This window comes from Arthrobacter sp. 05N425, from assembly GCF_056397125.1.
The window spans coordinates 23392-46253 of record NZ_JBFTMU010000016.1 but is presented as its reverse complement, the minus strand read 5'-3'; the positions used below and the strand labels follow the sequence as shown (position 1 = coordinate 46253).

The window sequence follows — 22862 nt, the reverse complement described above, 5'->3', positions numbered from 1 at the left end:
GCTTGCCACCCGCCGGGACGCCCGCCGGGCGGAGGGCAGCCTGAGCCGCGGCGGCCGGAAGGACGATGCCCGGAAGCGCCGCACCAGGTTGCGGTGGTGTGGCGAGGCCGGCTGCTGCGGGGCCCGCTGCTGGGTTGCTCGCCGGTTCGTGGCGCAGGGCGACACCGCCGGCAACGGACGCCACGACCGGTGCGGGCGCCGCCGCAGTCTCCCCCGCGGACGGGGCTGTCACAGCGCCGGTCGGGGGCGCCAGCCGCGGGTCCACAAAGAGCTGGCCGGAAGCTGCCGCTGGGCTCACAGACGGCGGGGCGATGCCGCCGGGTTCCGCCGTCGCGGCCGTAGTCTCCCCCGCGGCCGCGGCGGGCTGGATCGCTGCGGCGAACTGGGCCGAAGCGGCCAGGATGCCGGCATCGGCCGCTGACGCAGCGGCGGAGCCGTCAGGGGCAGCAGTTGCGTCCTGGGCGGGGGCGTCCGCCGGGGCCCCGTCTTTCGAGGTCTTGGCCTCGCCGGGCGCCGCGGCGGTGCCGGGCGCCGTAGCGGTGGCCTCGCCGGGCGCCGCGACGGACGACGGGGCAGCGGAAGCTGCCTCGTGGCTCACCGCGTCGCTCAGCACGGACCCGAAGCCGCCGGCGTCGGGCGCCCCACTGTCTGTGCGCGCGCGGCTCCCTTGCTGGGCGCCGCGGGCCTGCACCGGAGACCCGGCGAGCGCAGTCGCCAGGTCCATCGAAGCCATGCCCTTCATGAGGCGCCTCCCGCCGGGACGATCCGCCGGATGGAGGTCAGGTTGGACTGTTGCTCCCAGGCGTCGCGGATCTGGATGGTCTTGCCTGGCACGGGCGCGTCGATGGCTTTGCCGTTGCCGAGGTAGATGGAGATGTGGTTCCCGCCGAAACTGATCAGCAGGTCGCCGGGCTTGGCCTCGGCCAGGGACGCCACCGGGGTTCCCTGCTTCATCTGGTCGCTGACGACCCGCGGAAGCTCGACGCCGAGGTCCTTGAAGACCCGCTGCGTGAAGCCAGAGCAGTCCATCCCGGTGGCCGGGTTGGTGCCGCCCCAGACGTAGGGCACCCCGATGTACTTCTTGGCCATGGCCACCACGTCCGTGCCGGTCGCGCTGCCTGCAGCTACCGGCACAGCGGGTGCCGGTGCGGTGAGCCCCTTGAAGGCGCCGATGCCCGCGGTGCCGCCCAGGCCCAGGCCGCCGGCCAGGGATGAGGGATCCGTTCCGGAGGCGCTTGCGCTTCCGCCGAGGGCCGCGGTGAGCGCCTCCGTGAAGGAGCCGGCGTCGCCGGTGCCGGTCCCGGTCGCGAGGGACGTGGCTGCGGCGGACTTCAGCGCCGCGGCGGTGCTTTCGGTCTGGGTGGGACGGGTGAGCTCAGCGATCATCGACTGGATGCCCTGCATGCGGCCCAGCGCCTCGGTCATGCTCATGAGCGCACCTGCTGCTCGTCCCGGTGCCAGATCGTCGAGGAAATCTCGTCCAGGGTGGACTGTTCGGCGCGCAACTCCGCGGTGTTCACTTCGGCGTGGTGGCGGGCCTGCAGCTTTTCCAGGCCGACGGACCGGGTACGGGCGGCGATGAATTCCTCGCGCGCCGCGGCCTCGTCCGTCTCGGCCGCGCGGGCCAGGTTCTCCAGGTCCGCCAGCATGCTGTGGGACGCCGCGCGGGACGCCGCGACGGCGCGCAGCGACGCGGAGCTGACGATGTCCTCGTCGGTGGCGGACAGCTGCCGGCGGGCCGAGGCTTCCCGGGCCCGGACCGAAGTGGACCGGGAACGGGCGCGGGCCAGCCCGGACGCCGCCTGGTCCTGCTGGATCTGGCGGAGGCGCAACAGCCCCGCGAGCGAGAATTGCCGGTTCATGCCGCGGCTCCCAGGATCGAAGTGAGGTGGTCCAGCTGACGCCAGGACTCGGGGTGGGGGGTGGACTCGTCCATCGGCTGCTGCAGGAAGCCGCTGACGGAGTCCTCATGCGCCAGGGCGGCATCCACCAGCGGGTTGGTCCCGGCCTGGTAGGCGCCGACGTCGATCAGGTCCTGGGCTGCCTTGCGGGCCGCGAGGACCCTGCGCAGCGTGGAGGCCGCGTCGAGGTGGTGACGGGCGTTGACCTTGGAGGCGACGCGCGAGACCGAACCCAGCACGTCCACCGAGGGGAAGTGTCCCGTCACGGCGAGCTTCCGGTCCAGCACCACATGGCCGTCGAGGATGGACCGGGCGGCATCGGCGATGGGTTCATTGTGGTCGTCGCCGTCCACCAGCACGGTGTAGATGCCGGTCACTGAGCCGGATTCGGCGGTGCCGGCCCGCTCCAGCAGCCGGGCCAGGACGGAGAACGTCGACGGCGGGTAGCCGCGGGTAGCGGGGGGCTCGCCGGCGGAGAGGCCGATCTCGCGCTGGGCCATGGCCACGCGGGTTAGCGAATCCATCATGAGCACAACGTCCTGGCCCTGGTCCCGGAAGGATTCGGCGATCCGGGTGGCGGTGAACGCGGCGCGCATGCGCATCAGCGCCGGCTCGTCGGAGGTTGCGACGACGACGACCGAGCGGGCCAGCCCGGCGGGGCCAAGGTCGTCCTCCAGGAATTCGCGGACTTCGCGGCCGCGCTCCCCCACGAGGGCGATCACGGATACTTCGGCGTCGGTGCCGCGGGCGATCATGGACAGCAGTGAAGACTTGCCGACGCCGGAGCCGGCGAAGAGGCCCATGCGCTGGCCCTTGCCCAGGGTGGTCATGGTGTCCAGCACCCGGACGCCGGTCTGCAGCGCGGTGTCGATCCGTGCGCGTTTCATGGCGTTCGGCGCCTCGTTGTCGATCGGCACGCGCGGTCCGCTGAGCAGCGGGCCCTTGCCGTCGATCGGGCGGCCGAGGCCGTCGATGACGCGGCCGAAGAGCCCCGCACCGGTGGGGACCAGCACGGTGCCGCCCTTGGCGCGGACCGGGTCTCCGGCGGCGACGCCGGCGAGGCGCCCGAGCGGCATGCAGCGCACGGAGCCGTCCAGGGCCGCCACGACCTCGGCGTCGAGTCCGGGGTTCTCCCCCACGGTGACCAGGTCACCGAGGGCGCAGTCCAGGCCGGACACTTCCAGGCCCAGGCCCATCACGGAGGTGACGGTGCCGACGCGCTGCGGCGCGGCCGCGGCGAGGGCAGCCGCGAAGTCGTCGCCCTTGGGGCGCCACTGGGCGATCATGGCTGCCCGCCGGGGAGCGAATCCGGGGCATCGGCGGGCCACTGCTGGTCTCCCATCAGGGCCGCCTTGGCACGGGCCAGGGCGCTGCCCAGGCTGGCGTCCAGCCAGCCCTGCTGGTATTCCACCTTCGCGTCGCCGCGCTGCAGGGACGCGTCGGCGAGCAGCGGAAGGCCGGCCGGCAGGTCCTGGCCTTCCTTGGCGAGCACCTCGATGTCGGCCGGGTGCAGCCGGATGGCCAGCACGGTGGCGGCGTCGTTTCCGGACAGGGCGCGGTCCAGGGCGGCGCGGGCCGTCCGGGTGCCCTCGGCAAGTTCGTAGCCGAGGACGGCCTCGGCCAGTTCCAGCGCGGTACGGGCCAGGACCTCTTCGGCGTCGTGCAGGGCCTGGACGTTGCGGTGCGCGAAGTCGGTGCGGGCCACGGCGAGGGCGCGGACGGCACGGTCCAGGTCCTGCTGCCCGGCGGCGAGCGAGGCGGCCTGCTCGGCAGCCATCCGGTCGCGCCAGCGGCGCTGTTCCTTGGCGGCGGCGCGGACGCCCGCGGCGTAGCCCGCGGCGTGGCCCTCGGTGTAGCCGGCCTGCTCGTTGGCCGGTCCACTGGACCGCAGCGAGGGGAAGACGATGCGGGCCGGGGCGCTTTCGGCGGAGCCGGCGTCCGTAAACGACCCGTCAGTAAACATAGTCTTCTTCGTCCCCGCGCTGGATGGTGATCTGGCCTTCGGCTTCGAGCTCGCGGATGGAGCGGACGACGGCGGCCCGCGCCTCCTCGATCTGCGAGGCGCGCAGCGGTCCCAGTGCCGCCATCTCGGATTCGAGGATTTCGAGGTTGCGGCCGGAGACGTTGGTGGTGATGGTTTCCAGCACCGGTTCGGTGGCGCCCTTCATGGCCACGGCGAGCACGGAGGCGTCCAGGCCGCGGAGCACCAGCTGCACGTCGCGGCGTTCCAGCTTGACGATGTCGTCGAAGGTCACCATCTGGGCGCGGATTTCCACGGCGAGGTCCGGATCCAGCAGGTCGAGCCCGTCCAGGACGGAGCGTTCGGTGCCGGCGTCGGTCCGGTTGATGATTTCCAGCAGCGGCTGGATGCCGCCCACCACTTTGGAGGCCTGCTGCGAGACGGCCGCGCCGCCGCGCAGCTTCAGGGTGTCCGCGACGATGCCGATGGCTTCCGGCGCGCCCGAGCCCATGGTGGCGATGCTGAGCGCGACGTCGGCCCGCAGCGAGCCGGGCAGCCCGGACATCACGGCCGAGGCCTTGCGCGGGCTCAGGTGGGCCAGGACCAGCGCGATGGTCTGCGGAAGTTCGCCGTCGATCAGCGCGAGGATCTGCACCGGTTCGATGTCTTCGAGGAACTCAAACGATTTGCCGGCCATGTTGACGGTCAGCCGGTTGATCAGGCCGGCGGCCTTTTCCGAGCCGAAGGACGCCTCGAGCAGGCCCTCGGCGAGCTCACGGCCGCCGCGGGCCTGCCGCGGGCTGCTCAGGGCAGCCTCGTGGAAGTCCTTCATGATCTGCTCGGCGACCTCCGGATCCACCTTGCGGAGGCGGACAATCTCGACGGCGATTTCCTCCGCCTCGGAGTCCGTCAACTGTGCCATCACCCGGGCCGCGTTGGGCGGACTCATCTGCATCAGGACGACGGCGGCGCGCTGGGTGCCGGTGAGGGTCGATTCGGCGAGTTTCATGCGGGCTGCCTGTCATCCATGAGGCTGCGGAGGTAGTCGGCTGCCTTCTCCGGGTTGGCGGCGACCATGTTGTCGATCTCCTGCATGCGGCGTTCGGCTTCCAGCACCTCCATGGGCGGCGCCGGCAGCGGCTGCAGCGGCAGGGCCGTCAGCGGGATGGCCGACGTCGCGGGGGCCGGATCGATGGCCGTCACAGCGGGGATCGCCGGCAGCAGGTCCAGGCGCTCGCCCAGGTCCACCGGCTCACGCTTCTGGCGGCGGCGCAGGATGATGGTGACGACCAGGGCCAGGATCAGCAGTCCGAGCAGGATGCTGCCGGCCGTGACCAGGGTTGCGAAGAACGCCTGCTGCTTCTGGGCCTCGAGGTCGGCCTTGGCCGCGTCGAGGGAGGCGTTGGCCGCATCCGCGGCCGCGGTGCTGAACGGGATCACCTCGACGGTGACGATGTCGCCCCGGGCCTTGTCGACGCCGGCGGCGGAGGTCACCAGCGCGGTGAGTGAGCCGATGTTCAGCCCGCCCGCGGCGGACTGGCTGACAGCCACCGAAATGGTCTGGCGCTTCACGGCGCCCGGCGGGATGACCCGGTCCTCGGTGACCTTGTTGACGGCGTTGTTCTTGGTCGCGGTCGTGGAGTCGAAGCTGCCGTTGCCGCTGGTTCCGCCGGGGACCGCGATGTTGTCCGGTCCGAGGACGCCGGCGGCACCGCCCGCGCCTCCGCTGTACTTTTCCGTCTTGGAGGATTCGCTCAGCGGCAGCGCGCCGGGGGTGTTGGAGAAGGTTTCGCTCTTTTGCTGGGCGGATTCTCCGGTGACATCTGCCGCGACCGCCACGGTGGAGTTGCCGGGACCCACTACGCGGTCCAGGACGGCGCGGACGGCGTCGCCGGTGCGCTGCTGGTAGTCGGCGGCCTGCTTGGAGGAGGATCCCGCTGCCCCGCCGCCCACCGTGGAGAGGACGTTGCCCTGCGAGTCCACCACGGAGACGTTGGCAGGTTTGAGGTTCTCGATCGCGGCGGAGGTCAGGTGCACGATGGCCTGGACCTTGTCGCCGGAGAGGGTCACGCCGGGCGCGGTCTCGACGAAGACCGAGGCCGTGGTGTCCGGGGTCTTCGAGACGAAGACGGTCTTTTCCGGGATGGCGAGCCGGACCGCGGCAGTCTTCACGCCGTCCATGGCGGAGATGGTGCTGGCCAGTTCGCCTTCGAGGGCGCGCTTGTAGGTCACGGACTGCTGGAACTCGGAGGACGTGACGCCCATCTTGTCCAGCAGCGAGTAGCCGGTGGCCGCGGCGGTCGGAAGGCCGGCGGCGGCGGCTTTGAGGCGCTCGTCGTAGACCTTGTCCTGCGGCACGAGGATGGTGGAGCCGCCGTCGCTGAGCTCGTAGGGGACGTTGTCCTTGCGCAGCTGCTCCACGATGCCGTTCGCATCCGTGTCCTTGAGGCCGGAGAACAGCGGCGCCAGAGTGGGCCGGGTGAGCCAGGCGGAGAGCGCCACAACGCCAACAATCAGCAGTGCGGCGCCGATAACGGCAAGCGTGCGCTGGCCGGTGGTGAAGCTCTTGAGGCCGGCGCCGAAGCGCTGGAAGAAGACAGTGATCTGCGGAGGCATCAGGCCTGCATCCTCATGATCTCGTTGAACGCGTCGACGCCCTTGTTCCGGACCGTGGCCACGAGTTCCAGGGTGATCTGTGCCCGGCTGGCGGCGATGGTGGCGTTGTGGATGTCGTCGAGGTTGCCGGTCACGGCGGAGACGGCGAGCTCTTTCGACGTCGACTGCAGCTGCTGGAGGTTGTCAACGGCGCCGGTGAGGGAAGAGGCAAAACCGGAGCCGTCCGTTGCAGGCACCGAGGCGGCACCGGAGAGGTAGTCCGTGGGCAGGACGCCCTGGACCGGCGCGATGGGGGAAACAGGCATCAGGATCTTCCAATCTCAAGGGCGGCGAGATAGGTCTCGCGGGCGCGGTCCACGACCTGGGCGTTGGCCTGGTAGCCGCGCTGGGCGATGATCAGGGCGCCCATCTGCTCGGCCATGTCGATGTCCGGGTACTTCACGTTGCCGTTGGCGTCGGCGAGCGGGTGGTCCGGCTGGTAGACGATGCGGCCCGCGCCGTCGCCCAGCTGGGTGCTTTTGACGTACACGCCGGTGCCGTCGGCGCCTTCGGCTGCTTCAACGTACTTGGCGCGGAACGCCGGTCCGGACGTGGCGGAGGCGTCGTTCATGTTGGCCAGGTTGTCCGAAACCGCGTCGAGCCACTTGCGGTGCACGGTGAGGGCGGAGCCGGCGATGCCGATTGCGTCGAAGGTCATTAGTTGGTCCTCATAGCGGCGCGGACGGCGCTGAATTCCCCACCGATGGCGCGGGCGGCGAACTGGAAGCGCAGCACCGTGTCGATGTTGGAAAGGGTTTCCGTGTCCAGATTGACGTTGTTGCCGTTGAGCTGGGTGGGCTCGAGCGAGGTCGCCGTCGTGGCCTCGGCGTGGCCGTCCCCGGACTGCACGGACGCGGCAAGGGCAGCTTCAAAGCTGACGCGCTTGGCGTGGTAGTTCGGGGTGTTGACGTTCGCGATGTTGTTCGCGATGGCGCGTTGGCGCAGAGCCAGCCCGTCCATGGCGCTGGCCAGGGCTGCGGAAGTCACGGATTCGAGCACAGAGTCCTGCCTGGGGAATTGTGGGGTGGCCGATCCGTGGCCGTTAAACGAGCGATCCGTGCTCTTACTGTGGTTATCGGCACTCTTCAGCGCCGCGTTAGAGAAAATGTGAAAGGTTTATTCGGGTTCTTTGAATTGACCGGCCGACGGCGGGTTTAGCTGTTCACGTCGAGGTAAATCGCGCCGGCAGGATCGCCGACGCCGGGCACCGAACTCACGGCCTGCAGCTGCTTGGCCACGTCCTGTTTCGCGGCTTCCAGACGCCGGGCCACGCGCTCCTGCGCTGCTGACAACGCCATGGCCCGGCGCCGCGCTTCGGGCGGCAAGGGGCCGCTAAGAGTCGGCGGGGACCAGCGCTCCACCGGCAGAGCGGCCACCGGCTGCTCCGGGGCGGACAAGGGACCGAGCGGATCCTTCAACGTCTTCTCCGCGGCGACGACGGCCATCTCCAGCACGTCCAGCACCAGCATCCACGCGGCGAGGGCCGGGTCGGGTGCGGACTGCGCGGCGCGGGGGTAGTCCTCCCAGTAGGCAGGCTCAGCCAAAACCAAGGCTCCCGCCAGCGGCGCCCTGCTGCGTGCTCCAGGCGCCGGCTGCAGCGAAGGGCGTGGCGGCCGGTGCCGCCGACAGACCGGCCGGCCGGGCTGCCGGGATGGCCGCGGCGGCCTCGTGCCAGGCCTGGCGGAGGGGCTCCAGCAGCTCGATTGCTTCGCGGGTCAAAGCCGCGTCCCGCTGGATATTGGCGTTGACCAGCGCCGTGAAGGCGTAGTTGTAGAGGCCCAGGAGACCGTCCGCGCCGTCCCACGCATCCGTCTTGAGCGAGGAGATCAGCTCGGCGATGATTGCCTGGCCGTGCAGGAGGTTCTCCGAGGCGACCGGCCAGTTGGCGGCCTGCTGGGCGCTCTCGGCGCGGCCGAGGTCCAGCAGGAGCCGGTCGTAGAGCATGGTGAGGAGGCGTGCCGGCGGGGCGGAAAGGACCGAATCCGCGAGGTACTGGTTGCGCTGGGCCGCGCCGCCGAAGCCGCTGCCGCTGCCGTAGCCATTGCCGTAGCCGTAGGGGGTGCTGGTCATTACTGGGCGCTCCCGCCGGAGAGGCCCGCGAGCTGGGAGGTGAGCCAGGACTGCTGCGCCTTCATGTTGCTCAGCGCGGTTTCCAAGCCGGAGTAGGTGCGCTGCAGGGTGGCCTTGCGGGAGGCGAGCCGCATATCCCAGTCGCTGATCCGGTCAGCCAGATCCCGGACCTCGGACTGCTGGCCGGTGATCTTGGTGGTCAGCGTGCCCGTGTACTTGTCCGAGGCGTTGGTAGCCGCGGTCGCGATGCGGCCGGCAAGTTCCTGCACCTTGGCGGCGGTGCCGGCCGGGTCGGCGGCCAGGGCGGCGCCGAACTTGGTGGCGTCGAACTCCATCGAACCTGTCTTAGTGATGCTGATGCCGATCTCCGACGGCGACCGCGGCGGGGTGCCGACGGGCAGCGAGGCGGCGGAGAGGATGCTCTGGTTCACGGAACGCACGGTGCTGTCGCCGGCGAAGACTCCGGCGGAGACGCTAGTGCCGCTGGTGTTTGTGGTGGTGCTGACCGCGGTCTTGCTGGCAACCAGTGAGAAAATGCCGTTCACTCCGTCAACCAGGTCGGAGGCCAGCTTCGTGATGCCGGCGTTGTCGCGGGACACCGTGAGGGTCACGGGCGTGGTGGTGACGTCTTTGGCGGTGATGGAGACGCCGGGCAGCAGATTCGTAAAGGTGTTCGTGGAGGACGTCACGGGCTGCGCCGCGGTGGTGCCCGGCCAGAGCGAAATCTCTGCGTCCTGGGCGGTCTTGACGTCCGTGAAGGTGGTTCCCGGGTCCGTGATGGTGAACGCGCCGGCTGCGCCGGACTTCGTCGCGGTGAACTGGAGGCGGAAGTCTCCGCCGCCGACGTCGACCTTGCTGGCGGTGACGCCGGCACCGGCGGCGTTGACAGCGGTCACGACGTCGTCCAGGTTGTTGGAGGCCGGCGTGATGGTGTAGTTCGTGCCCCCGCTGTTGATGGTCAGGGTGCTGTAAGGCCAGCCGGTCACGGCATTCACCTTGGGGGTGACGGTGACCTGGGTCTGGGCCAACTTGGTGACCTGGAAGTCGAGGGATCCCGCTTTGGCGGCCGCGGTGGTGGTGGCGACGACTTTGTCGCTGTTCGTGGTCGCGGCGTAGAGGTCCAAGGCGCCGGGCTTGGCGGCGGCTGTGGCCTGGGTTGCCAGCGCGGCAACCTTGCCGTTGAGCCCTTGGAGGGCGGAGACCATGGACTGGATGTCGTAGGACTTGTTCTTGAGCAGCGTCTGCGGGAGGGCCTCCGACTGCATGATGGAGCTGATGAGGGCGGTGGTATCGAGCCCGCTGGCCAGTCCGTCGAGTGAGATTCCCATCGCTGCCTCTCCTTGCTGTCAAGAATGATTAATGCTGCTGTATCTGAAGTATCGGTCTTGCACGTAAGGGCCGGACGATGGTTTTGCCATCGTCCGGCCCCTCCGCAGCTGGATGATCGGGGGTGTCTCTTCGTCCGATCGCCGGTGGCAGCCCTACTGCTAAACTGCCGGATTTGCCTAGCGCAGGAGCGAAAGAACGCCCTGGCTGGACTGGTTGGCCTGGGCCAGCATTGCGGTGCCGGCCTGGGACAGGATGTTTGCCTTGGTGAACTTAACCATTTCCTGAGCCATGTCGACGTCGGCGATGCGGGACTGAGCGGCCTGCAGGTTTTCACCGGCAACGTTCAGCGACTTGATGGTGTGCTCGAGACGGTTCTGAGAGGCACCCAGGTCCGCACGGGAGGTCGAGATGTTCTTGATCGCCTTATCGATGTTTTCGATGGTCGTCTGCGCCGTAGTCGCATCGGTGACCGTGAAACCAGCCGCAGCGGTGCCAACCGTTCCACCGACAAGGGTTACGACGTCGGTGAGAGCCGTCTTGAGATCGGCGTTCTTGACCGTGATCTGCGAGGTGGCATCACCTTCGGCGCCAACCTGAATCTTCAGCGTCGCGGGACCGGCAACCGTACCGGCCTGGAAGAGGTTAATGCCGCCGAAGTTGGTCGACTCGGAGATGCGGGACAGTTCCCCGCCGAGCTGGTCAGCTTCAGTCTTGATAGCGGTACGAGCATCCGCGTTGTTGGTGTCGTTTGCGCCCTGGACAGCGAGGTCGCGCATGCGCTGCAGGATGGAGTGAACCTGGGTCAGGGCGCCTTCAGCGGTCTGGATGACCGAGATGCCGTCCTGGGCGTTGCGGGCGGCCTGGGCCGAACCGGTGACCTGTGCCTTCAGGCCCTCGGAGATGGACAGGCCTGCTGCGTCATCGCCGGCGCGGTTGATGCGCAGGCCGGTGGACAGCTTCTCCAGGGACTTGGAGAGATCGTTCTGGGTGGAGTTGAGGTTGCGGTACGAGTTGTTAGCCGCGAGGTTGTTGTTAATAACGAAGCCCATGGTATTTCCTCCGTGAGTGGGACTGTAAGCGATGGCCCGTCCGTGGGCCTTCAGCAGTAGCTATCGCCACTTGGGTTGCACAGGTAAGGAGAAATCCAAAATTCTTTTCGGAATTTCCCGGCCGTCAGAATCCGCGTGTTATCAGCCTTATTCCTGCTAACGGGTGCGCAAATCCTGCCGATAGTTTGTACGAACCCTGCAGAAGGCTGCACCGTCCGCACGATGCAGCAACGCCTCTGCACTCATGCATTACTCGCCCGCATTATCCATACACCTGAGGGAGCCGTCCGGACCATGGCCATCCACGAACTTTCTGCCCTGCTGTGGCGGGAGCGTGAACTTCTGGACGTTCTGACTTTCAAGCTGGAAGAGGAGCAGCTGCTGCTCACCTCCGGCAAGTCCCGCTGGCTGCCCCACGGCACCCGGGAAGTGGAGCAGGTCCTGGGGCACCTCTCCCAGGCAAGCCTGGCGCGCACCATCGAAGCCGCCGTCGTCGCCGAAATGTGGGGACTGCCCACCGACGCCACGCTCGGCGAGCTTGCTGAGGCGGCCCCGGAGGGCGCCTGGGCCGAGGTGCTCAGTGCGCATCTCGCAGCCCTGACCCGCCAGACTGCCCTGATCAAGGAACTGCGCGATGCGAATGAGCAGTACTTGCGCACCGCGGTCCGCTCCACCCAGGAGTCCCTCGCCGATCTGCGGCCGGCCACTCCCGGCACGTACGACGCCCACGGCAAGACCGGGGAATCCGCCGGCTCCCGCATCTTCGACAAGCAATTCTAAGGAAGCGACCATGAGCACCTTCGGCGCCCTGAATACCGCCTACCGCGGGCTGACTGCTGCCCAGCAGGGCATGAACGTTGCCGGCCAGAACATCGCCAACGCCGCCACCGAGGGATACACCCGCCAGCGCGTCGAGCAGTCCGCTCTGGCCGCGCCGGCCCGCGGACTCTTCAGCGGCGGCACGGTCCAGGTGGGCCAGGGCGTTTCGGTTGACGCCATCGCGCGGCTTGGCAGCAGCGTCCTCGATGCCGGCGTCCGCTCCGCCAGTGCGCAGGCTGGCTACGCCGGGATACGTTCCTCGGCCCTGCAAGGCATCGAGGCCACCCTGCAGGAACCCGGCGACAACGGCATCTCCGCCGCCCTCCAGGGGTTCTGGTCCGCGTGGCAGGGTGCCGCGAACCAGCCTGGCGAGGACGGCCCCAAGGGTCTGCTGCTGAACGCCGCCAACTCCCTCACGACCAAGATTTCCTCCGCCTACCAGGCCCTTCAAGGGCAGTGGAGCAGTGTCCGCGCGCAGGCTGCCGACGCCGTCAGCGTCGTCAATGCCGCCGCCAACCAGGTGGCCGCCTACAACGCCACCATCCGCTCCACCCTGGCGTCTGGCGGATCCGCGAACGAACTCATCGACGCCCGCGCCAAACTCACCGAAACCATTTCCCGGCTTGCCGGCGGCACCGTGCGCGAACAGCCGGATGGCACAGTGGACGTCCATGTCGGCGGCAATGCCCTCGTAATGGGCACCTCCGTGCGGGAACTGGAACTCTCCGGCAGCCAGGCCGGGGATGCCCTCGGATCCACCGTGCAACTGCTCTGGAAGAACCCGGCGGGAGTGGCTTCCTCCGACGGCGGTGAAATCGCCGGAGCCCTCTCGGTGCTGGCCCCGGCTGCCGGCGGCAACGGCGGCGTCATCGCCGAGGCAGCTGAGTCTTACAACAAGCTCGCCAGCTCCCTCGCCCAGACCGTCAACACCGTGCACCGCTCCGGCCAAACCGGAACCGGCGCCACCAACGTCGACTTTTTCACGGTCAGCCCCACCGGGCCTGCTGCTCTCGGGCTCAAAACCCCCGCCAGCACCGACAACATCGCGCTCAAGGCCCCGAACAAGGGCGCGCTGGACACCAGCATCGCGGACCAGATTTCCCAGCTTGGTACCGGACCGGCCTCACCGGACAAGCTGTGGTCCGGCATCGTCACCGGGATCGGCGTCGAGTCCCGCGGCGCACAGCAGCGCGAGTCCCTGACCACCGCGGCCCAGGCGTCCGCGGCGACCAGCCGCGCCTCGCAGGCGTCGGTGAGCCTGGACGAAGAAAACGTCAACCTGCTCTCCAACCAGCACGCCTACCAGGCGGCGGCCCGCGTGATGACCGCCGTCGACGAAGCCCTGGACGTCCTGATCAACCGCACCGGACTGGTAGGAAGGTAATCATGCTGAACCGGGTAACAAACCTGACCATGAATGCGAGCGCCCAGCGGACGCTGCAGTTCCAGCAGGCAAAGCTGGCCGAGCTGCAGGAAAAAGCCACCTCGCTGAACAAAATCTCCCGCCCCTCGGATGACCCTGCCGCTACGGCCCAGGCTTTGGCGACGCGGTCCCTTCAGGCGGCCAATGCCCAGTACGGCCGGAACATTGACGACGGCAACACCTGGCTGACCGCTGCGGATTCTGCGCTGGAGCAGGCCACCAACGTGATGCGCCGGGTCAAGGACCTCACCGTGATGGCCGGCAACGGCTCCCTGAACCAGTCCGGCAAGGACGCGATCGCCGCCGAGCTGGAGTCGCTGAAGACGGACCTGATTTCGATCGCGAACTCCCAGCATCTGGGCCGGAACATCTTCGCCGGCAACTCGGACGCCGCTGGCGCCTTCACCACCGGCACGCCACGCAACCCCAGTATTCCCAGTGACACCGGCACGCCGCCGACTTTTAACGGCACGGGTGCCAGCGCGGTCGAGCGGCGGATCAGCGCCACCCAGACCGTCCGGGTTGACGCCGACGGCGCCACGATCTTCGGCAACGGCACCGGTTCCGTCTTCGACATCGTGGGCAAGCTGGCGGCCGACCTGCGGACCGGCACCGATATCGACCCGCGGGTGGCCGCCGTCGACACCGCCTTCAAGAACATCGTCAACGGCCGTGCTGAAATTGGAACACGGCAGGCACAGCTGGAACGTGCCGGAAACGTCAACACCGAATTGGAGGCTTCCTTGGACGCCCAGCGGACCGGCATCGAAAAAGCTGACCTCGGCAGCGTGATCATGGACCTGAAGCTACAGGAGACCAACTACCAGGTGGCCTTGGCCGCCACGGCGAAGGTCCTGCAGCCCACCTTGATGGACTTCCTGCGATGAACTCCGTCCTCAGCAGCACCCCGGTGACCTTCACTGCCCCGATGCCGGGGTTGGAGAAGGTACACGACTTCGCCCTGCGGAACATCGACAGCGCCCCTGGCCTGTTCGCCCTCGAATCCGGCTCCACGCCGGTGCGGCTGTTCCTTGCGGACGCCGCAGTCTTCGTCCCCGGCTATACGCCGCCGCTTCCGGCCGCCGCGCTGGAAGCCCTGGAGCTTGCCGACGGCGATTCGCCCCGGGTGCTGGTGGTGGTCAACCACTCCCCCGCGTCCACCACGGTGAACCTGATGGCACCGATCGTGTTCAACCCGGCCAGCGGGCGTTGCACCCAGCTCGTGCTGGACGGCAAGGAGTACCCGCTTCGGGCGGAGCTCGGGGCGCTGTAGCCGATACCGCCGTCGGGCGCCACAGGCTCAGCAGAGCCTGGTCACCAGAAGTGCGCCACGTCGATGACCAAGCGGGAGCCCGAGCCAGGCCCGGCCAAGGTGAAAACCCGGAAGGGCAGCCGCGCGCGGACCCCCAGTCCCAAGCTGGTATATCCCTCGAAGCTTCCTGCCCAGGCCACCTGCCGGAAGGTCTGGTAACCGGCAACATTGCTCAGCTCGGCCTTATTGGCCGGGTTGTAGGTGGCTTTCCCGCCCCCGTCGTAGGCCGGCGCGTTGGCGGTGAGCTGGATGAAGGCCTGGCCGCGCAGCGGGATCGGCAGGCCGGAACCGTCCTGCACCACCTGGGGCACATACCGCACCGAGTAGCCGGCTGCCGGTCCGTTGAGGTCGATGACGAGGCGGTCGAAGCAGTAGTGCTGGCCAGTCCGGACGTTGACCACCTTCGCCTGGCTCATGGCGGCGTCGGCCTTGGCGAGCGATCCCCACACGAGTCCGCAATAGGGTGACGCCGCGGCCGGCCCGGGCGCCAGGAGCCCCAGCCCGGCCGCCGTCAGCAAAGCCACCAGCCAGACGGTGAGCCTGTTCGCTCGGGATTTTGTCACGACAGCCGCCCCCTCGAATCATCCGGACATCCACCTCACCCGGATACCTCAAGAGTAGAACCGCCCGTCTGGGTTGACGAGAGGTCGTTAGCCCCAACTAACTGGCAGCAGGTGTCGTTTTGAGGGTTCAAAACGACACCTGCTGCGAGTCAGTTGGGTTCGGCAGCGGGCGGGTACGGCAAAGCGCCGGGCCCTGGCGGGCGTCCGGCGCTTTGCTTTGGGTAAATCAAAATTCTCGAAACGAGCCCGGGGGTCCGGGCGGGAGGGCTTTAGCCTTCGCAGTCGCGGCAGTACTTCAGGCCGTTCTTTTCCTTGGCCACCTGGGACCGGTGGCGGACCAGGAAGCAGGAGGAACAGGTGAATTCGTCGGACTGCTCGGGAACAACAATGACGGTCAGTTCTTCGCCGGAGAGGTCGGCGCCGGGAAGGTCGATGCCTTCAGCGGTGTCGTTCTCGTCGACGTCGATAACAGCAGTCTGGGCACCGCCGCCACGGGATGCCTGAAGGGCCTCCAGCGATTCAGCGGGAGACTCTTCTTCTGTCTTGCGTGGGGCGTCGTAATCGGTAGCCATAGCGGGGTTCACTTTCGTTGCTGCGCAGCGCCATTTCAGGCACCTCAGTGAAGCAGTTTAGGGCATCATCCTTGGAGATGAAGAATAGTGTGGTGAAAGCGACATTAAGCGTCGCCGGACAGGGTCAATCTGGAGGCAATGATGGCTACGAAACTGAACAAACAAGCGCTCACCMTCGCCCGCCGACTGGTCAAAGACGGGAAGGTCCAGCAGGACACCCGGGACGACTGGAGCGAGCACGCACCGTCAGCCGAGCAGGAGAACAAGTTCATTGAAAAGAACGGATTCGCGGAGTTCTCCCACTGGCATCTGGGGGTGGACCCGGACGCTTCCGAGGGAACCAAGGGCAGCGTGACCTTTCCCTTCGGCGACTTCAAGAAAGTCCACCGCTGCGCCGTCATTTCGTTGGAGAGCCGGGCCGCGCAACACGGCCACGACGATATCGCCGAAGCAGCCCGGAAGCTCCTCGAAGAGATCGACGCCGATTAGCGCCGGTTTGCGTCCAGGCTCAGGCCACCGGCCAGACGATGAGGGTTTTCCAAACCGCCGGATCCGGTTCCGTGGCGGGGTCGCTGAGGTAGTACTCCCACATGGCGTCGCCCGGAGTGAGGCCTTCCGCCTGCATCCTGGCCATCACGGCATTGTAGGTCTCCGGCAAGGTCTCGTATGGCCCCACGTGCATCGCCTCGAGCGCCCGCCCGGCAGGCAGCGAGCCCGCCGTCACGCCGGACTCTTCCGCTTGGGCTCCCCCGCCCGGATACGGCGCGGCCAGCGGAAAGCCTGCCTCGACGTCGACGACGTCCGTGGGCATGCCGCGATACAGGGCAAACGGCGGCCCGGCCAGCTGGACGTTTTGCTGCTGCACGGCCGTCATTACGGAACGGTAGGCGCGGTCGAAGAATTCGCGCAGCGCATTCATGGGCACGGTCTCGCGCAGCACCGCCGTCGGCTTTTCCTCGAGGTCGGTGGACTTGATGTCCGGCGTCAGTTCCGGATGTGAATCAGTCATAGGCCTACACTTCGCCGCGACCTTGGGACGGTCAAGGGCCGAACGTCCCGCCGGCGGTCGTCGCGTTTGGCAGAAAGTGGATTCGAGGGCAGCCCCGGCAGGTCCTCTTCGGCTACTTCCCCACCAAGGAAGATGCCATTCCGGGCCTCCGGGGAGCCGGCCAGCTCTGAGCCAGCCGATAAGCGGACTTGCCGTCCAGCCGACGGGGTTCAAGCCACACCTCATAGCCCTCTGCGGCTTCGATCAGCACCCGGTCCTGGAATCCGTCGGCGGCGATCCAGAGGGCGGAGGAATCCGCCATGGCGGCGTCGACGAGTCCTTCGCGGACCACCGCGCCTTCCCTGCGGACCTCCACGACGAGGCCGACCAGGTCGTGCCAGACGTGATGGCAGTAATAGGCCACGGACGCTTCCTTCCTGCGGCGTTGGTCAGGACCGCCGCGACTACCGCGCGATGATCACGTCGAGCGTGCGCGGACCGTGGACCCCTTCGACGCGTTCAAGTTCGATGTCGCTGGTGGCGCTCGGTCCACTGATCATGGTGAGCGGCCGGGTGCCGTCGATCCGCCGCAGCGCCTCGGGGAGGATGCCGGCGATGTCGGCGGCGTTCACGACGCAGATGTGGTGGTCCGGGACGAGGCTGATGGCGCGGCGGCCCTGGTTGGGACTCCCGTCCAGGATGATCGTCCCCGTTTCGGCGACGGCGACGGCGCTGGCAGTCACGACGGCGTCGGTGGCGTCCAGCTCGGCAACGGTCAGCGGCTCAGAGACGGAATCCACGCGGCGGCGATCGCCGCCGCGGGCGGAGCCGATGCCGGCGGTCCAGCGGGCGTCGAGCCCCGCCGGCACGACGTAGCTGCGGGCGTCCGCGAGCAGCTCGGCGATCCGCACAGGCACCTCGGCCGCGTCCACCACGCACACCCGGGCTTTGTAGTCGACCAAACGATCCACCAGCAGATGGATCAGCGCATCCTGATCCAGCTCGGATGATGCGCGGTATTCCCGCGGAATCTGCGGTGCTACGGGTGCGTCCCGCAGCGCGGAACGGATCCGGCCGAGGATATCTTCGCGCGCGCTCATGCTCCGTCTTCCTTGTCCTGGGCGTTGTCCTGGGCGTTGTTGTGGGTATCCGCGGGGGTGCCGCCGGATTCCGGGCCGTGGTGTTCCTTGGCCCACCAGTCGCGGAAGGATCTCTGCGGCGGCGCCGGGATGTCGCGGCTTTGGGTCCAGCCGGCGGCGATGCCGGGCAGCTTGGTGATCTTTTTGTCCGGACCGGCCACCAGGCGGCCCACGGGAAGGCCCTTTTCGAGCAGCCCGAGCCGCTTCCCCGAGGACAGCGCCCAGGATGCGGCCTTCATGCCGACGTCCATCTGGCTGGGCAGCTTCTTCTTTCCGCGCTTGCTGTCCACGTCCACGCTGCGCAGGTGCACCAGGATGTCCGGAATGTTGATCTTCACCGGGCAGGCGTCGTAGCAGGCGCCGCACAGTGAGGAAGCGTAGGGCAGGGAGCTGTTTTCCTCCGACTCGATGCCGGTCAGCAGCGGGGAAAGGATGGCGCCGATCGGACCGGGGTAGGTGGAGCCGTAGGCGTGGCCGCCGGTCCGCTCGTACACCGGGCAGACGTTCATGCACGCGCTGCAACGGATGCAGTGCAGTGCGGAGCGGCCAAGCTCGTCCGCGAGCGCGGCGCTGCGTCCGTTGTCGAGCAGCACCAGGTGCACGTTTTGCGGCCCGTCCCCCTCGGTGACCCCGGTCCACAACGAGGTGTAGGGGTTCATCCGTTCCCCGGTGGAGGAGCGCGGGAGCAGCTGCATGAACACCTCGAGGTCCTGCCAGCTCGGCAGCAGTTTTTCCACGCCCATCACGGTGATCAGGGTCTCCGGCAGCGTCAGGCACATCCGGCCGTTGCCCTCGGATTCGACGACGGCCAGGGTGCCGGAATCGGCGAGCGCGAAGTTGGCCCCGGACACGGCCACCTTGGCCGTGAGGAACTTGCGGCGCAGGTGCGCGCGGGCCGCCATGGCCAGCACCGCGGGGTTATCGGTCAGCTCCGGGTCCGCGCCGGGCATTTCGCGCACGAAGATGTCGCGGATTTCGGTGCGGTTCTTGTGGATGGCGGGGACCAGGATGTGGCTGGGCTTGTCGTGGTCCAGCTGCACGATCAGCTCGGCCAGGTCCGTTTCGAACGCCGTGATCCCCTGCTGTTCGAGGTATTCGTTGAGCCCGATCTCCTGGGTGGCCATGGACTTGACCTTGACCACTTCTGTTTCGCCGGTGTCCCGGATCAGTCCCGCGACGATTTCGTTAGCCTCGTCGGCGTCGCGCGCCCAGTGGATGACTCCGCCCCGGGCGGTGAAGTGCTGCTCGAACTGTTCGAGGAGTTCGGGGAGCCGGGCCATCACGGATTCCTTGATGGCGGATCCGGCGTCGCGCAGCTGTTCCCAGTCGGGCAGTTCGGAGACGACCTGGAGACGCTTGTCGCGAATGGTGTGGGTGGCGTGGCCGAGGTTGGCGCGCAGCTGGGCGTTGCCCAGCTCGCGGTGCGCCGCCGTCGGGAACGATTCGGCGGCATGCAGGTTACCCGTGCCGAAGACGGGAAGGGAGGGCATGCCCAGGAAGGTGCTCATCGTGTTGCCTTTCCGGTGGAAACGCGTACCTCGCCGGTGACGGACGCCGGCGCTTCCGCGGTGCTGGCGAGGATTTCGGCCAGGTGCAGGGTGGTCACGTCGCTGCCCTGCCGGGACAGGCCGCCGCCGATGTGCATCAGGCAGGAGGCGTCCCCGCCCGTGCACAGCTCGGCGCCGGTGGAGCGGACGTTGGCGGTCTTGTCCTCGAGCATGGCCGAGGACACGTCGGCGTTTTTCATCGAGAAGGTGCCGCCGAAGCCGCAGCACTGGTCGGCTTCGGGCAGCTCGGCCAGCTCGATTCCCTGGACGCTGCGCAGCAGCCGGGCCTGGCGGTCGCCGAGGCGGAGCAGGCGCATACCGTGGCAGCTCGGGTGGTAGGTGACCCGGTGCGGGAAGTAGGAGCCCAGCTGGGCGCCGGCGTCGGTCACGCCCAGCACGTCCACCAGCAGCTCGGAGAGCTCGTAGGTCCTGGCGCCGACGGCGGCAGCCCTGGCTTCCAGCGCGCTGTCGCCGCAGGAGCGGGCCACCATCGGGTGCTGGTGCTTGACCGAGGCGACGCACGACCCGGACGGCGCGACGGCGACGTCGTAGTCCCCGGTGTCGAAGGCGCGCACGTGGTTGGCGACGACCGGGACGGCTTCCTGGAGGTAGCCGCTGTTGACGTGCATCTGCCCGCAGCAGGCCTGGCCGGACGGGAACACGACCTCGTGCCCCAGCCGTTCCAGGATGCTCACGGTGGCCTGCGCGGTGCGCGGATACATCGCATCGACGATGCAGGTGGCGAACAAAGCGATTCTCATGACAGCCTTTCGAGCAGCGCCGACGTGTGTGGTCTGACCATAGTAAAGCACGTGATGCCCGCCACTCCCAACCTGAACAGGGAAGTGAACCCCCTCACACGCCGAATGAGATCTGCGCTACACTCTCATGGTCCGACCACAGTGGTCTGACCAAAGAACTCGTCGTCTCTCAACGCAGAGGAACTTCCGTGGACCACTTCACCCCCACCACCGACCCGGTGCTGAACAGCGTGGCCTGGTCGGCCATCGTTGGCTTACTGCCGCTGCTCACCTTCTTCATCCTGCTGGCCGTTGTGAAGACCAAGGCCCACGTGGCCGGTGCCTTCGCCCTGCTGGCCGCCCTCGTGGTCGGCATCGCCGCCTTCCACATGCCGGCCGGCCTGGCGATCCTTTCGGCCACCCAGGGCGGGGTCTTCGGCGCCTTCCCGGTGCTCTGGATCGTCGTTATGGCCGTCTGGCTTTACCAGGTGACCGTCCTCAGCGGCCGGTTCGAGGACCTGCGCCGCGTCTTCGACGTGATCGGCGGCGGCGACGTGCGCCTGCAGGCCGTTCTGGTGGCCTTCTGCTTCGGCGGCCTGCTTGAGGCCCTCGCCGGCTTCGGCGCCCCGGTGGCGATCACCGCCACCATGCTGCTGGCCCTGGGTCTCCCGCCGCTGCGTGCTGCCGCCGCCGTGCTGGTGGCAAACACCGCACCGGTCGCGTTCGGCGCGATGGCCATCCCGATTACGACCGCCGCCGGACTGACCGGCCTGCACGCGACCGACATCGCCTCCATCGTGGGCCGCCAGGCTCCCCTGCTGGCCACCTTCGTGCCGCTGATCCTGCTCTTCATCATCGACGGCCGCCGCGGCCTGAAGGACTGCTGGCCCGCCGCGCTGGTGGTCGGCGGCTCCTTCGCCGTCGCCCAGTTCCTGTGCTCCAACTTCTTCTCCTACGAACTCACCGACATCCTGGCCTCGCTGGTCGGCCTCGGCGCCGCCGTGGTGTTCTTCCGGATGTGGAAGCCGAAGGGCAGCGCGGCCGCCCGCGAGCGCCTTGGCGTTGCCGCCGACGCTGTTGCCCGCGGCACCGCCGCCCGGAGCAGCGGCTCGCAGGATGCCGGCAAGGCCGGCGTCGTGACCGCCGAAAAGGCCACGGACGGCGGCCTTACCCCGACGCGCACGTGGCTGGCCCTCTTTCCGTACTTCCTCGTGATCGTCGTGTTCGGCATCGCCAAGCTCTGGAAGCTCGGGGTCGACCTGCCCGCGTTCCTCGCCGCCACGGACATCAAGATTCCCTGGCCGATCCTGCACGACGCCCTGGTCAACGCCGAGGGCAAGCCGGTCTCCTCCACCGTGTACACCTTCCAGTGGCTGTCCAGCCCGGGCACGCTGCTGCTGATCACCGGGCTGCTGGTGGCGCTGGTTTACTCCAAGTACGACGACGGCGGCCGCTTCCGCCTTTCGGTCGGCGACGCGGTCCGGGAGATCGGACGGACCATCTTCAAGATGCGTTGGGCAGGGCTGACCATCATCACGGTGCTCGCCCTGGCGTACGTCATGAACAACTCCGGCCAGACGGTCTCGATCGGAACCTGGCTGGCCGGCACCGGCAGCTTCTTCGCCTTCCTCTCGCCCGTGCTCGGCTGGCTGGGCACCGCCGTGACCGGCTCGGACACCTCCGCCAACGCGCTGTTCGCCAAGCTGCAGCAGACCGCGGGCCTGAAGGCGGGCATCGATCCGAACCTGCTGGTGGCCGCCAACACCTCCGGCGGCGTCGTGGGCAAGCTGATCAGTCCGCAAAACCTCGCCATCGCGGCGACAGCCGTCAACCTTGACGGCCAGGAGTCGGTGATCCTGCGTAAGGTGGTCGGGTGGAGCGTGGCTCTCCTGCTGGTCCTGTGCACCCTTGCCTTCCTGCAGTCCACCCCCGTCCTGGGCTGGATGCTGCCTTAGCCGCCAGCCCCCCACGCACTCAAGAGTGCGGGCCGCGCCACGGCCCGCACTCCCGCCCGGAAGGAAAAGCCCGTGACAGCCGCCGAAGCAGGAGCAGCCCCCCGCCGTCGTACCCATGACGCGCTCCTGCAGGACATCGAGGCCGATCTGCGCTCCGGCAAGATCAAGCTCGGCGACCGCCTTCCGGGCGAGCGGACCCTGGCGGAAAGCTACGGGATCTCCCGGGCCTCGGTCCGCGAAGCCATCCGGATCCTGGACGCCATGGGCGTGCTGCGCAGCTCCGTCGGCTCCGGGCCAACCTCCGGGGCCATCGTTATCTCCGATCCGTCCGCGGGCCTGTCCTCCGCCCTGCGCCTGCATGTGGCCAGCAATCGGCTGCCCGTCGAGGACATCGTGCAGACCCGCATCCTGCTCGAGACCTGGTCGGCCCAGGCCGGGGCTGCCCGCGGCGGCACGGAGGAAGAGCTGGAGCAGGCTGCCGCGCTGCTGGACGCCATGGACAATCCAGGGATTGACCGGGCGACCTTCCACGAACTGGATGCCCGGTTCCATGTCGCGCTGAGCTCGCTCGCCGGGAACGCCGTCGTCGCCACCATGATGGAGTCCCTCAGCGGCTCCATCGTCGGCTACGTCAAGGGCGCCATGGACGCGATGGAGTCCTGGCCGGATGTCCTCTGCGAGCTACGGAGCCAGCACCACGGCATCTTCGATGCCGTCCGGGCGCGCGACGGCGAGCTTGCGGGCCGCCTGCTGCGCGAACACATCGAGTGGTTCTACCTTCGGGCGCAGGAAGCCACCCCGCCGCAATCCCCTCCCACCCCGTAACACCTTGGAGCACCC

General features: G+C 68.2%; 27 protein-coding genes and 1 pseudogene. 7 read left to right on the top strand and 21 right to left on the bottom strand.

The window, feature by feature from the left end; genetic code table 11:
• The 14 genes and pseudogenes from AC1DGE_RS15655 to AC1DGE_RS15590 all read right to left on the bottom strand — a co-directional run.
• Positions 1-742 (bottom strand): annotated as a pseudogene (locus AC1DGE_RS15655) (hypothetical protein); the annotation flags it as partial.
• Positions 739-1431, bottom strand: a complete 693-nt coding sequence (locus AC1DGE_RS15650) for a C40 family peptidase (protein ID WP_476917768.1) — start codon at positions 1429-1431, stop codon at positions 739-741. The pseudogene AC1DGE_RS15655 and the gene AC1DGE_RS15650, both read right to left, overlap by 4 nt.
• Entirely contained in the window at positions 1428-1862 is a 435-nt protein-coding gene (locus AC1DGE_RS15645; RefSeq protein ID WP_441418223.1) for a flagellar FliJ family protein, read from the bottom strand. The genes AC1DGE_RS15650 and AC1DGE_RS15645 overlap by 4 nt, the downstream gene beginning before the upstream one ends.
• Positions 1859-3187: a FliI/YscN family ATPase gene (locus AC1DGE_RS15640; RefSeq protein WP_476917767.1), complete on the bottom strand. Its 1329-nt coding sequence runs from the start codon at positions 3185-3187 to the stop codon at positions 1859-1861. Before AC1DGE_RS15640 ends, AC1DGE_RS15645 begins: the two co-directional genes overlap by 4 nt.
• Positions 3184-3864 carry a FliH/SctL family protein gene (locus tag AC1DGE_RS15635; RefSeq protein ID WP_476917766.1) on the bottom strand — a complete coding sequence of 227 codons (681 nt, stop codon included), beginning with the start codon at positions 3862-3864 and terminating at the stop codon, positions 3184-3186. The genes AC1DGE_RS15640 and AC1DGE_RS15635 overlap by 4 nt, the downstream gene beginning before the upstream one ends.
• A complete protein-coding gene (gene fliG, locus AC1DGE_RS15630) occupies positions 3854-4870 on the bottom strand; it encodes a flagellar motor switch protein FliG (RefSeq protein WP_476917765.1) in 1017 nt (338 codons plus the stop codon). Before fliG ends, AC1DGE_RS15635 begins: the two co-directional genes overlap by 11 nt.
• Complete coding sequence (gene fliF / locus AC1DGE_RS15625; protein WP_476909081.1) at positions 4867-6477, bottom strand: flagellar basal-body MS-ring/collar protein FliF; 1611 nt, start codon at positions 6475-6477, stop codon at positions 4867-4869. The genes fliG and fliF overlap by 4 nt, the downstream gene beginning before the upstream one ends.
• On the bottom strand, positions 6477-6782 hold the full coding sequence (gene fliE / locus AC1DGE_RS15620; RefSeq protein WP_441418218.1) for a flagellar hook-basal body complex protein FliE: 306 nt from the start codon (positions 6780-6782) through the stop codon (positions 6477-6479). Before fliE ends, fliF begins: the two co-directional genes overlap by 1 nt.
• Positions 6782-7174 (bottom strand): flagellar basal body rod protein FlgC, encoded by a 393-nt coding sequence (locus AC1DGE_RS15615; protein ID WP_441418217.1) that lies wholly within the window; start codon positions 7172-7174, stop codon positions 6782-6784. Before AC1DGE_RS15615 ends, fliE begins: the two co-directional genes overlap by 1 nt.
• Entirely contained in the window at positions 7174-7515 is a 342-nt protein-coding gene (locus AC1DGE_RS15610) for a flagellar basal body rod protein FlgB (protein ID WP_441418216.1), read from the bottom strand. Before AC1DGE_RS15610 ends, AC1DGE_RS15615 begins: the two co-directional genes overlap by 1 nt.
• A gap of 155 nt (positions 7516-7670) precedes the next feature.
• A complete protein-coding gene (locus AC1DGE_RS15605) occupies positions 7671-8060 on the bottom strand; it encodes a hypothetical protein (RefSeq protein ID WP_476909079.1) in 390 nt (129 codons plus the stop codon).
• Complete coding sequence (gene fliS, locus AC1DGE_RS15600) at positions 8053-8586, bottom strand: flagellar export chaperone FliS (RefSeq protein ID WP_476917764.1); 534 nt, start codon at positions 8584-8586, stop codon at positions 8053-8055. The genes AC1DGE_RS15605 and fliS overlap by 8 nt, the downstream gene beginning before the upstream one ends.
• Positions 8586-9914 carry a flagellar filament capping protein FliD gene (gene fliD / locus AC1DGE_RS15595; RefSeq protein WP_476917763.1) on the bottom strand — a complete coding sequence of 443 codons (1329 nt, stop codon included), beginning with the start codon at positions 9912-9914 and terminating at the stop codon, positions 8586-8588. Before fliD ends, fliS begins: the two co-directional genes overlap by 1 nt.
• 177 nt (positions 9915-10091) lie before the next feature.
• On the bottom strand, positions 10092-10964 hold the full coding sequence (locus AC1DGE_RS15590; RefSeq protein ID WP_476917762.1) for a flagellin N-terminal helical domain-containing protein: 873 nt from the start codon (positions 10962-10964) through the stop codon (positions 10092-10094).
• A gap of 294 nt (positions 10965-11258) precedes the next feature.
• On the opposite strand from AC1DGE_RS15590, the gene AC1DGE_RS15585 reads away from it, so the two are divergent.
• The 4 genes from AC1DGE_RS15585 to AC1DGE_RS15570 are packed head-to-tail and all read left to right on the top strand — an operon-like array spanning position 11259 to position 14479.
• Entirely contained in the window at positions 11259-11744 is a 486-nt protein-coding gene (locus tag AC1DGE_RS15585; RefSeq protein WP_441418211.1) for a flagellar protein FlgN, read from the top strand.
• Between the two features lie 10 nt (positions 11745-11754).
• A complete protein-coding gene (gene flgK / locus AC1DGE_RS15580; RefSeq protein ID WP_476917761.1) occupies positions 11755-13167 on the top strand; it encodes a flagellar hook-associated protein FlgK in 1413 nt (470 codons plus the stop codon).
• Positions 13168-13169: 2 nt separating this feature from the next.
• On the top strand, positions 13170-14093 hold the full coding sequence (gene flgL, locus AC1DGE_RS15575; protein ID WP_476893166.1) for a flagellar hook-associated protein FlgL: 924 nt from the start codon (positions 13170-13172) through the stop codon (positions 14091-14093).
• Complete coding sequence (locus AC1DGE_RS15570; protein WP_476893167.1) at positions 14090-14479, top strand: flagellar assembly protein FliW; 390 nt, start codon at positions 14090-14092, stop codon at positions 14477-14479. Before flgL ends, AC1DGE_RS15570 begins: the two co-directional genes overlap by 4 nt.
• 41 nt (positions 14480-14520) lie before the next feature.
• Here AC1DGE_RS15570 and AC1DGE_RS15565 read toward each other — a convergent pair whose 3' ends face one another.
• Together AC1DGE_RS15565 and AC1DGE_RS15560 are read right to left on the bottom strand one after the other, a co-directional pair.
• Positions 14521-15081 (bottom strand): AMIN-like domain-containing (lipo)protein, encoded by a 561-nt coding sequence (locus AC1DGE_RS15565; RefSeq protein WP_476917760.1) that lies wholly within the window; start codon positions 15079-15081, stop codon positions 14521-14523.
• Positions 15082-15350: 269 nt separating this feature from the next.
• Positions 15351-15653, bottom strand: a complete 303-nt coding sequence (locus AC1DGE_RS15560) for a DUF4193 domain-containing protein (protein ID WP_056741192.1) — start codon at positions 15651-15653, stop codon at positions 15351-15353.
• Between the two features lie 141 nt (positions 15654-15794).
• Between AC1DGE_RS15560 and AC1DGE_RS15555 the strand changes: the two genes are divergently transcribed.
• A complete protein-coding gene (locus AC1DGE_RS15555) occupies positions 15795-16142 on the top strand; it encodes a hypothetical protein (protein ID WP_476917759.1) in 348 nt (115 codons plus the stop codon).
• A 19-nt stretch (positions 16143-16161) separates the two neighbouring features.
• On the opposite strand, the gene AC1DGE_RS15550 is transcribed toward AC1DGE_RS15555, so the two are convergent.
• The 5 genes from AC1DGE_RS15550 to AC1DGE_RS15530 all read right to left on the bottom strand — a co-directional run bounded on the left by AC1DGE_RS15550 (position 16162) and on the right by AC1DGE_RS15530 (position 20088).
• Positions 16162-16662, bottom strand: coding sequence for a GyrI-like domain-containing protein (locus AC1DGE_RS15550; protein ID WP_476917758.1), 501 nt, complete (start codon positions 16660-16662; stop codon positions 16162-16164).
• Between the two features lie 112 nt (positions 16663-16774).
• Complete coding sequence (locus AC1DGE_RS15545) at positions 16775-17065, bottom strand: hypothetical protein (protein WP_476917757.1); 291 nt, start codon at positions 17063-17065, stop codon at positions 16775-16777.
• A gap of 40 nt (positions 17066-17105) precedes the next feature.
• Positions 17106-17741: a LutC/YkgG family protein gene (locus tag AC1DGE_RS15540; protein WP_476917756.1), complete on the bottom strand. Its 636-nt coding sequence runs from the start codon at positions 17739-17741 to the stop codon at positions 17106-17108.
• The gene (locus AC1DGE_RS15535) at positions 17738-19288 is read right to left on the bottom strand and encodes a LutB/LldF family L-lactate oxidation iron-sulfur protein (protein ID WP_476917755.1); all 1551 of its coding nucleotides are present in this window, start codon (positions 19286-19288) and stop codon (positions 17738-17740) included. The genes AC1DGE_RS15540 and AC1DGE_RS15535 overlap by 4 nt, the downstream gene beginning before the upstream one ends.
• Complete coding sequence (locus AC1DGE_RS15530; RefSeq protein WP_476893173.1) at positions 19285-20088, bottom strand: (Fe-S)-binding protein; 804 nt, start codon at positions 20086-20088, stop codon at positions 19285-19287. Before AC1DGE_RS15530 ends, AC1DGE_RS15535 begins: the two co-directional genes overlap by 4 nt.
• Positions 20089-20276: 188 nt before the next feature.
• Between AC1DGE_RS15530 and AC1DGE_RS15525 the strand changes: the two genes are divergently transcribed.
• Positions 20277-22022: an L-lactate permease gene (locus AC1DGE_RS15525; protein ID WP_476893174.1), complete on the top strand. Its 1746-nt coding sequence runs from the start codon at positions 20277-20279 to the stop codon at positions 22020-22022.
• A gap of 72 nt (positions 22023-22094) precedes the next feature.
• Entirely contained in the window at positions 22095-22847 is a 753-nt protein-coding gene (locus AC1DGE_RS15520) for a FadR/GntR family transcriptional regulator (RefSeq protein WP_476917754.1), read from the top strand.
• The last annotated feature ends 15 nt before the right edge of the window (positions 22848-22862 follow it).

Excerpts from the sequence above, each read along its gene's own strand:
- fliF (WP_476909081.1), bottom strand. The coding sequence starts at position 6,477 with ATGCCTCCGCAGATCACTGTCTTCTTCCAGCGCTTCGGCGCCGGCCTC.
- AC1DGE_RS15535 (WP_476917755.1), bottom strand. The coding sequence starts at position 19,288 with ATGAGCACCTTCCTGGGCATGCCCTCCCTTCCCGTCTTCGGCACGGGT.
- AC1DGE_RS15650 (WP_476917768.1), bottom strand. The coding sequence starts at position 1,431 with ATGAGCATGACCGAGGCGCTGGGCCGCATGCAGGGCATCCAGTCGATG.
- AC1DGE_RS15550 (WP_476917758.1), bottom strand. The coding sequence starts at position 16,662 with ATGACTGATTCACATCCGGAACTGACGCCGGACATCAAGTCCACCGAC.
- fliS (WP_476917764.1), bottom strand. The coding sequence starts at position 8,586 with ATGACCAGCACCCCCTACGGCTACGGCAATGGCTACGGCAGCGGCAGC.
- flgK (WP_476917761.1), top strand. The coding sequence starts at position 11,755 with ATGAGCACCTTCGGCGCCCTGAATACCGCCTACCGCGGGCTGACTGCT.
- fliE (WP_441418218.1), bottom strand. The coding sequence starts at position 6,782 with ATGCCTGTTTCCCCCATCGCGCCGGTCCAGGGCGTCCTGCCCACGGAC.
- AC1DGE_RS15590 (WP_476917762.1), bottom strand. The coding sequence starts at position 10,964 with ATGGGCTTCGTTATTAACAACAACCTCGCGGCTAACAACTCGTACCGC.
- AC1DGE_RS15645 (WP_441418223.1), bottom strand. The coding sequence starts at position 1,862 with ATGAACCGGCAATTCTCGCTCGCGGGGCTGTTGCGCCTCCGCCAGATC.
- AC1DGE_RS15560 (WP_056741192.1), bottom strand. The coding sequence starts at position 15,653 with ATGGCTACCGATTACGACGCCCCACGCAAGACAGAAGAAGAGTCTCCC.
- AC1DGE_RS15615 (WP_441418217.1), bottom strand. The coding sequence starts at position 7,174 with ATGACCTTCGACGCAATCGGCATCGCCGGCTCCGCCCTCACCGTGCAC.
- fliG (WP_476917765.1), bottom strand. The coding sequence starts at position 4,870 with ATGAAACTCGCCGAATCGACCCTCACCGGCACCCAGCGCGCCGCCGTC.
- AC1DGE_RS15585 (WP_441418211.1), top strand. The coding sequence starts at position 11,259 with ATGGCCATCCACGAACTTTCTGCCCTGCTGTGGCGGGAGCGTGAACTT.
- AC1DGE_RS15640 (WP_476917767.1), bottom strand. The coding sequence starts at position 3,187 with ATGATCGCCCAGTGGCGCCCCAAGGGCGACGACTTCGCGGCTGCCCTC.
- fliD (WP_476917763.1), bottom strand. The coding sequence starts at position 9,914 with ATGGGAATCTCACTCGACGGACTGGCCAGCGGGCTCGATACCACCGCC.
- AC1DGE_RS15540 (WP_476917756.1), bottom strand. The coding sequence starts at position 17,741 with ATGAGCGCGCGCGAAGATATCCTCGGCCGGATCCGTTCCGCGCTGCGG.
- AC1DGE_RS15570 (WP_476893167.1), top strand. The coding sequence starts at position 14,090 with ATGAACTCCGTCCTCAGCAGCACCCCGGTGACCTTCACTGCCCCGATG.
- AC1DGE_RS15635 (WP_476917766.1), bottom strand. The coding sequence starts at position 3,864 with ATGTTTACTGACGGGTCGTTTACGGACGCCGGCTCCGCCGAAAGCGCC.
- AC1DGE_RS15530 (WP_476893173.1), bottom strand. The coding sequence starts at position 20,088 with ATGAGAATCGCTTTGTTCGCCACCTGCATCGTCGATGCGATGTATCCG.
- flgL (WP_476893166.1), top strand. The coding sequence starts at position 13,170 with ATGCTGAACCGGGTAACAAACCTGACCATGAATGCGAGCGCCCAGCGG.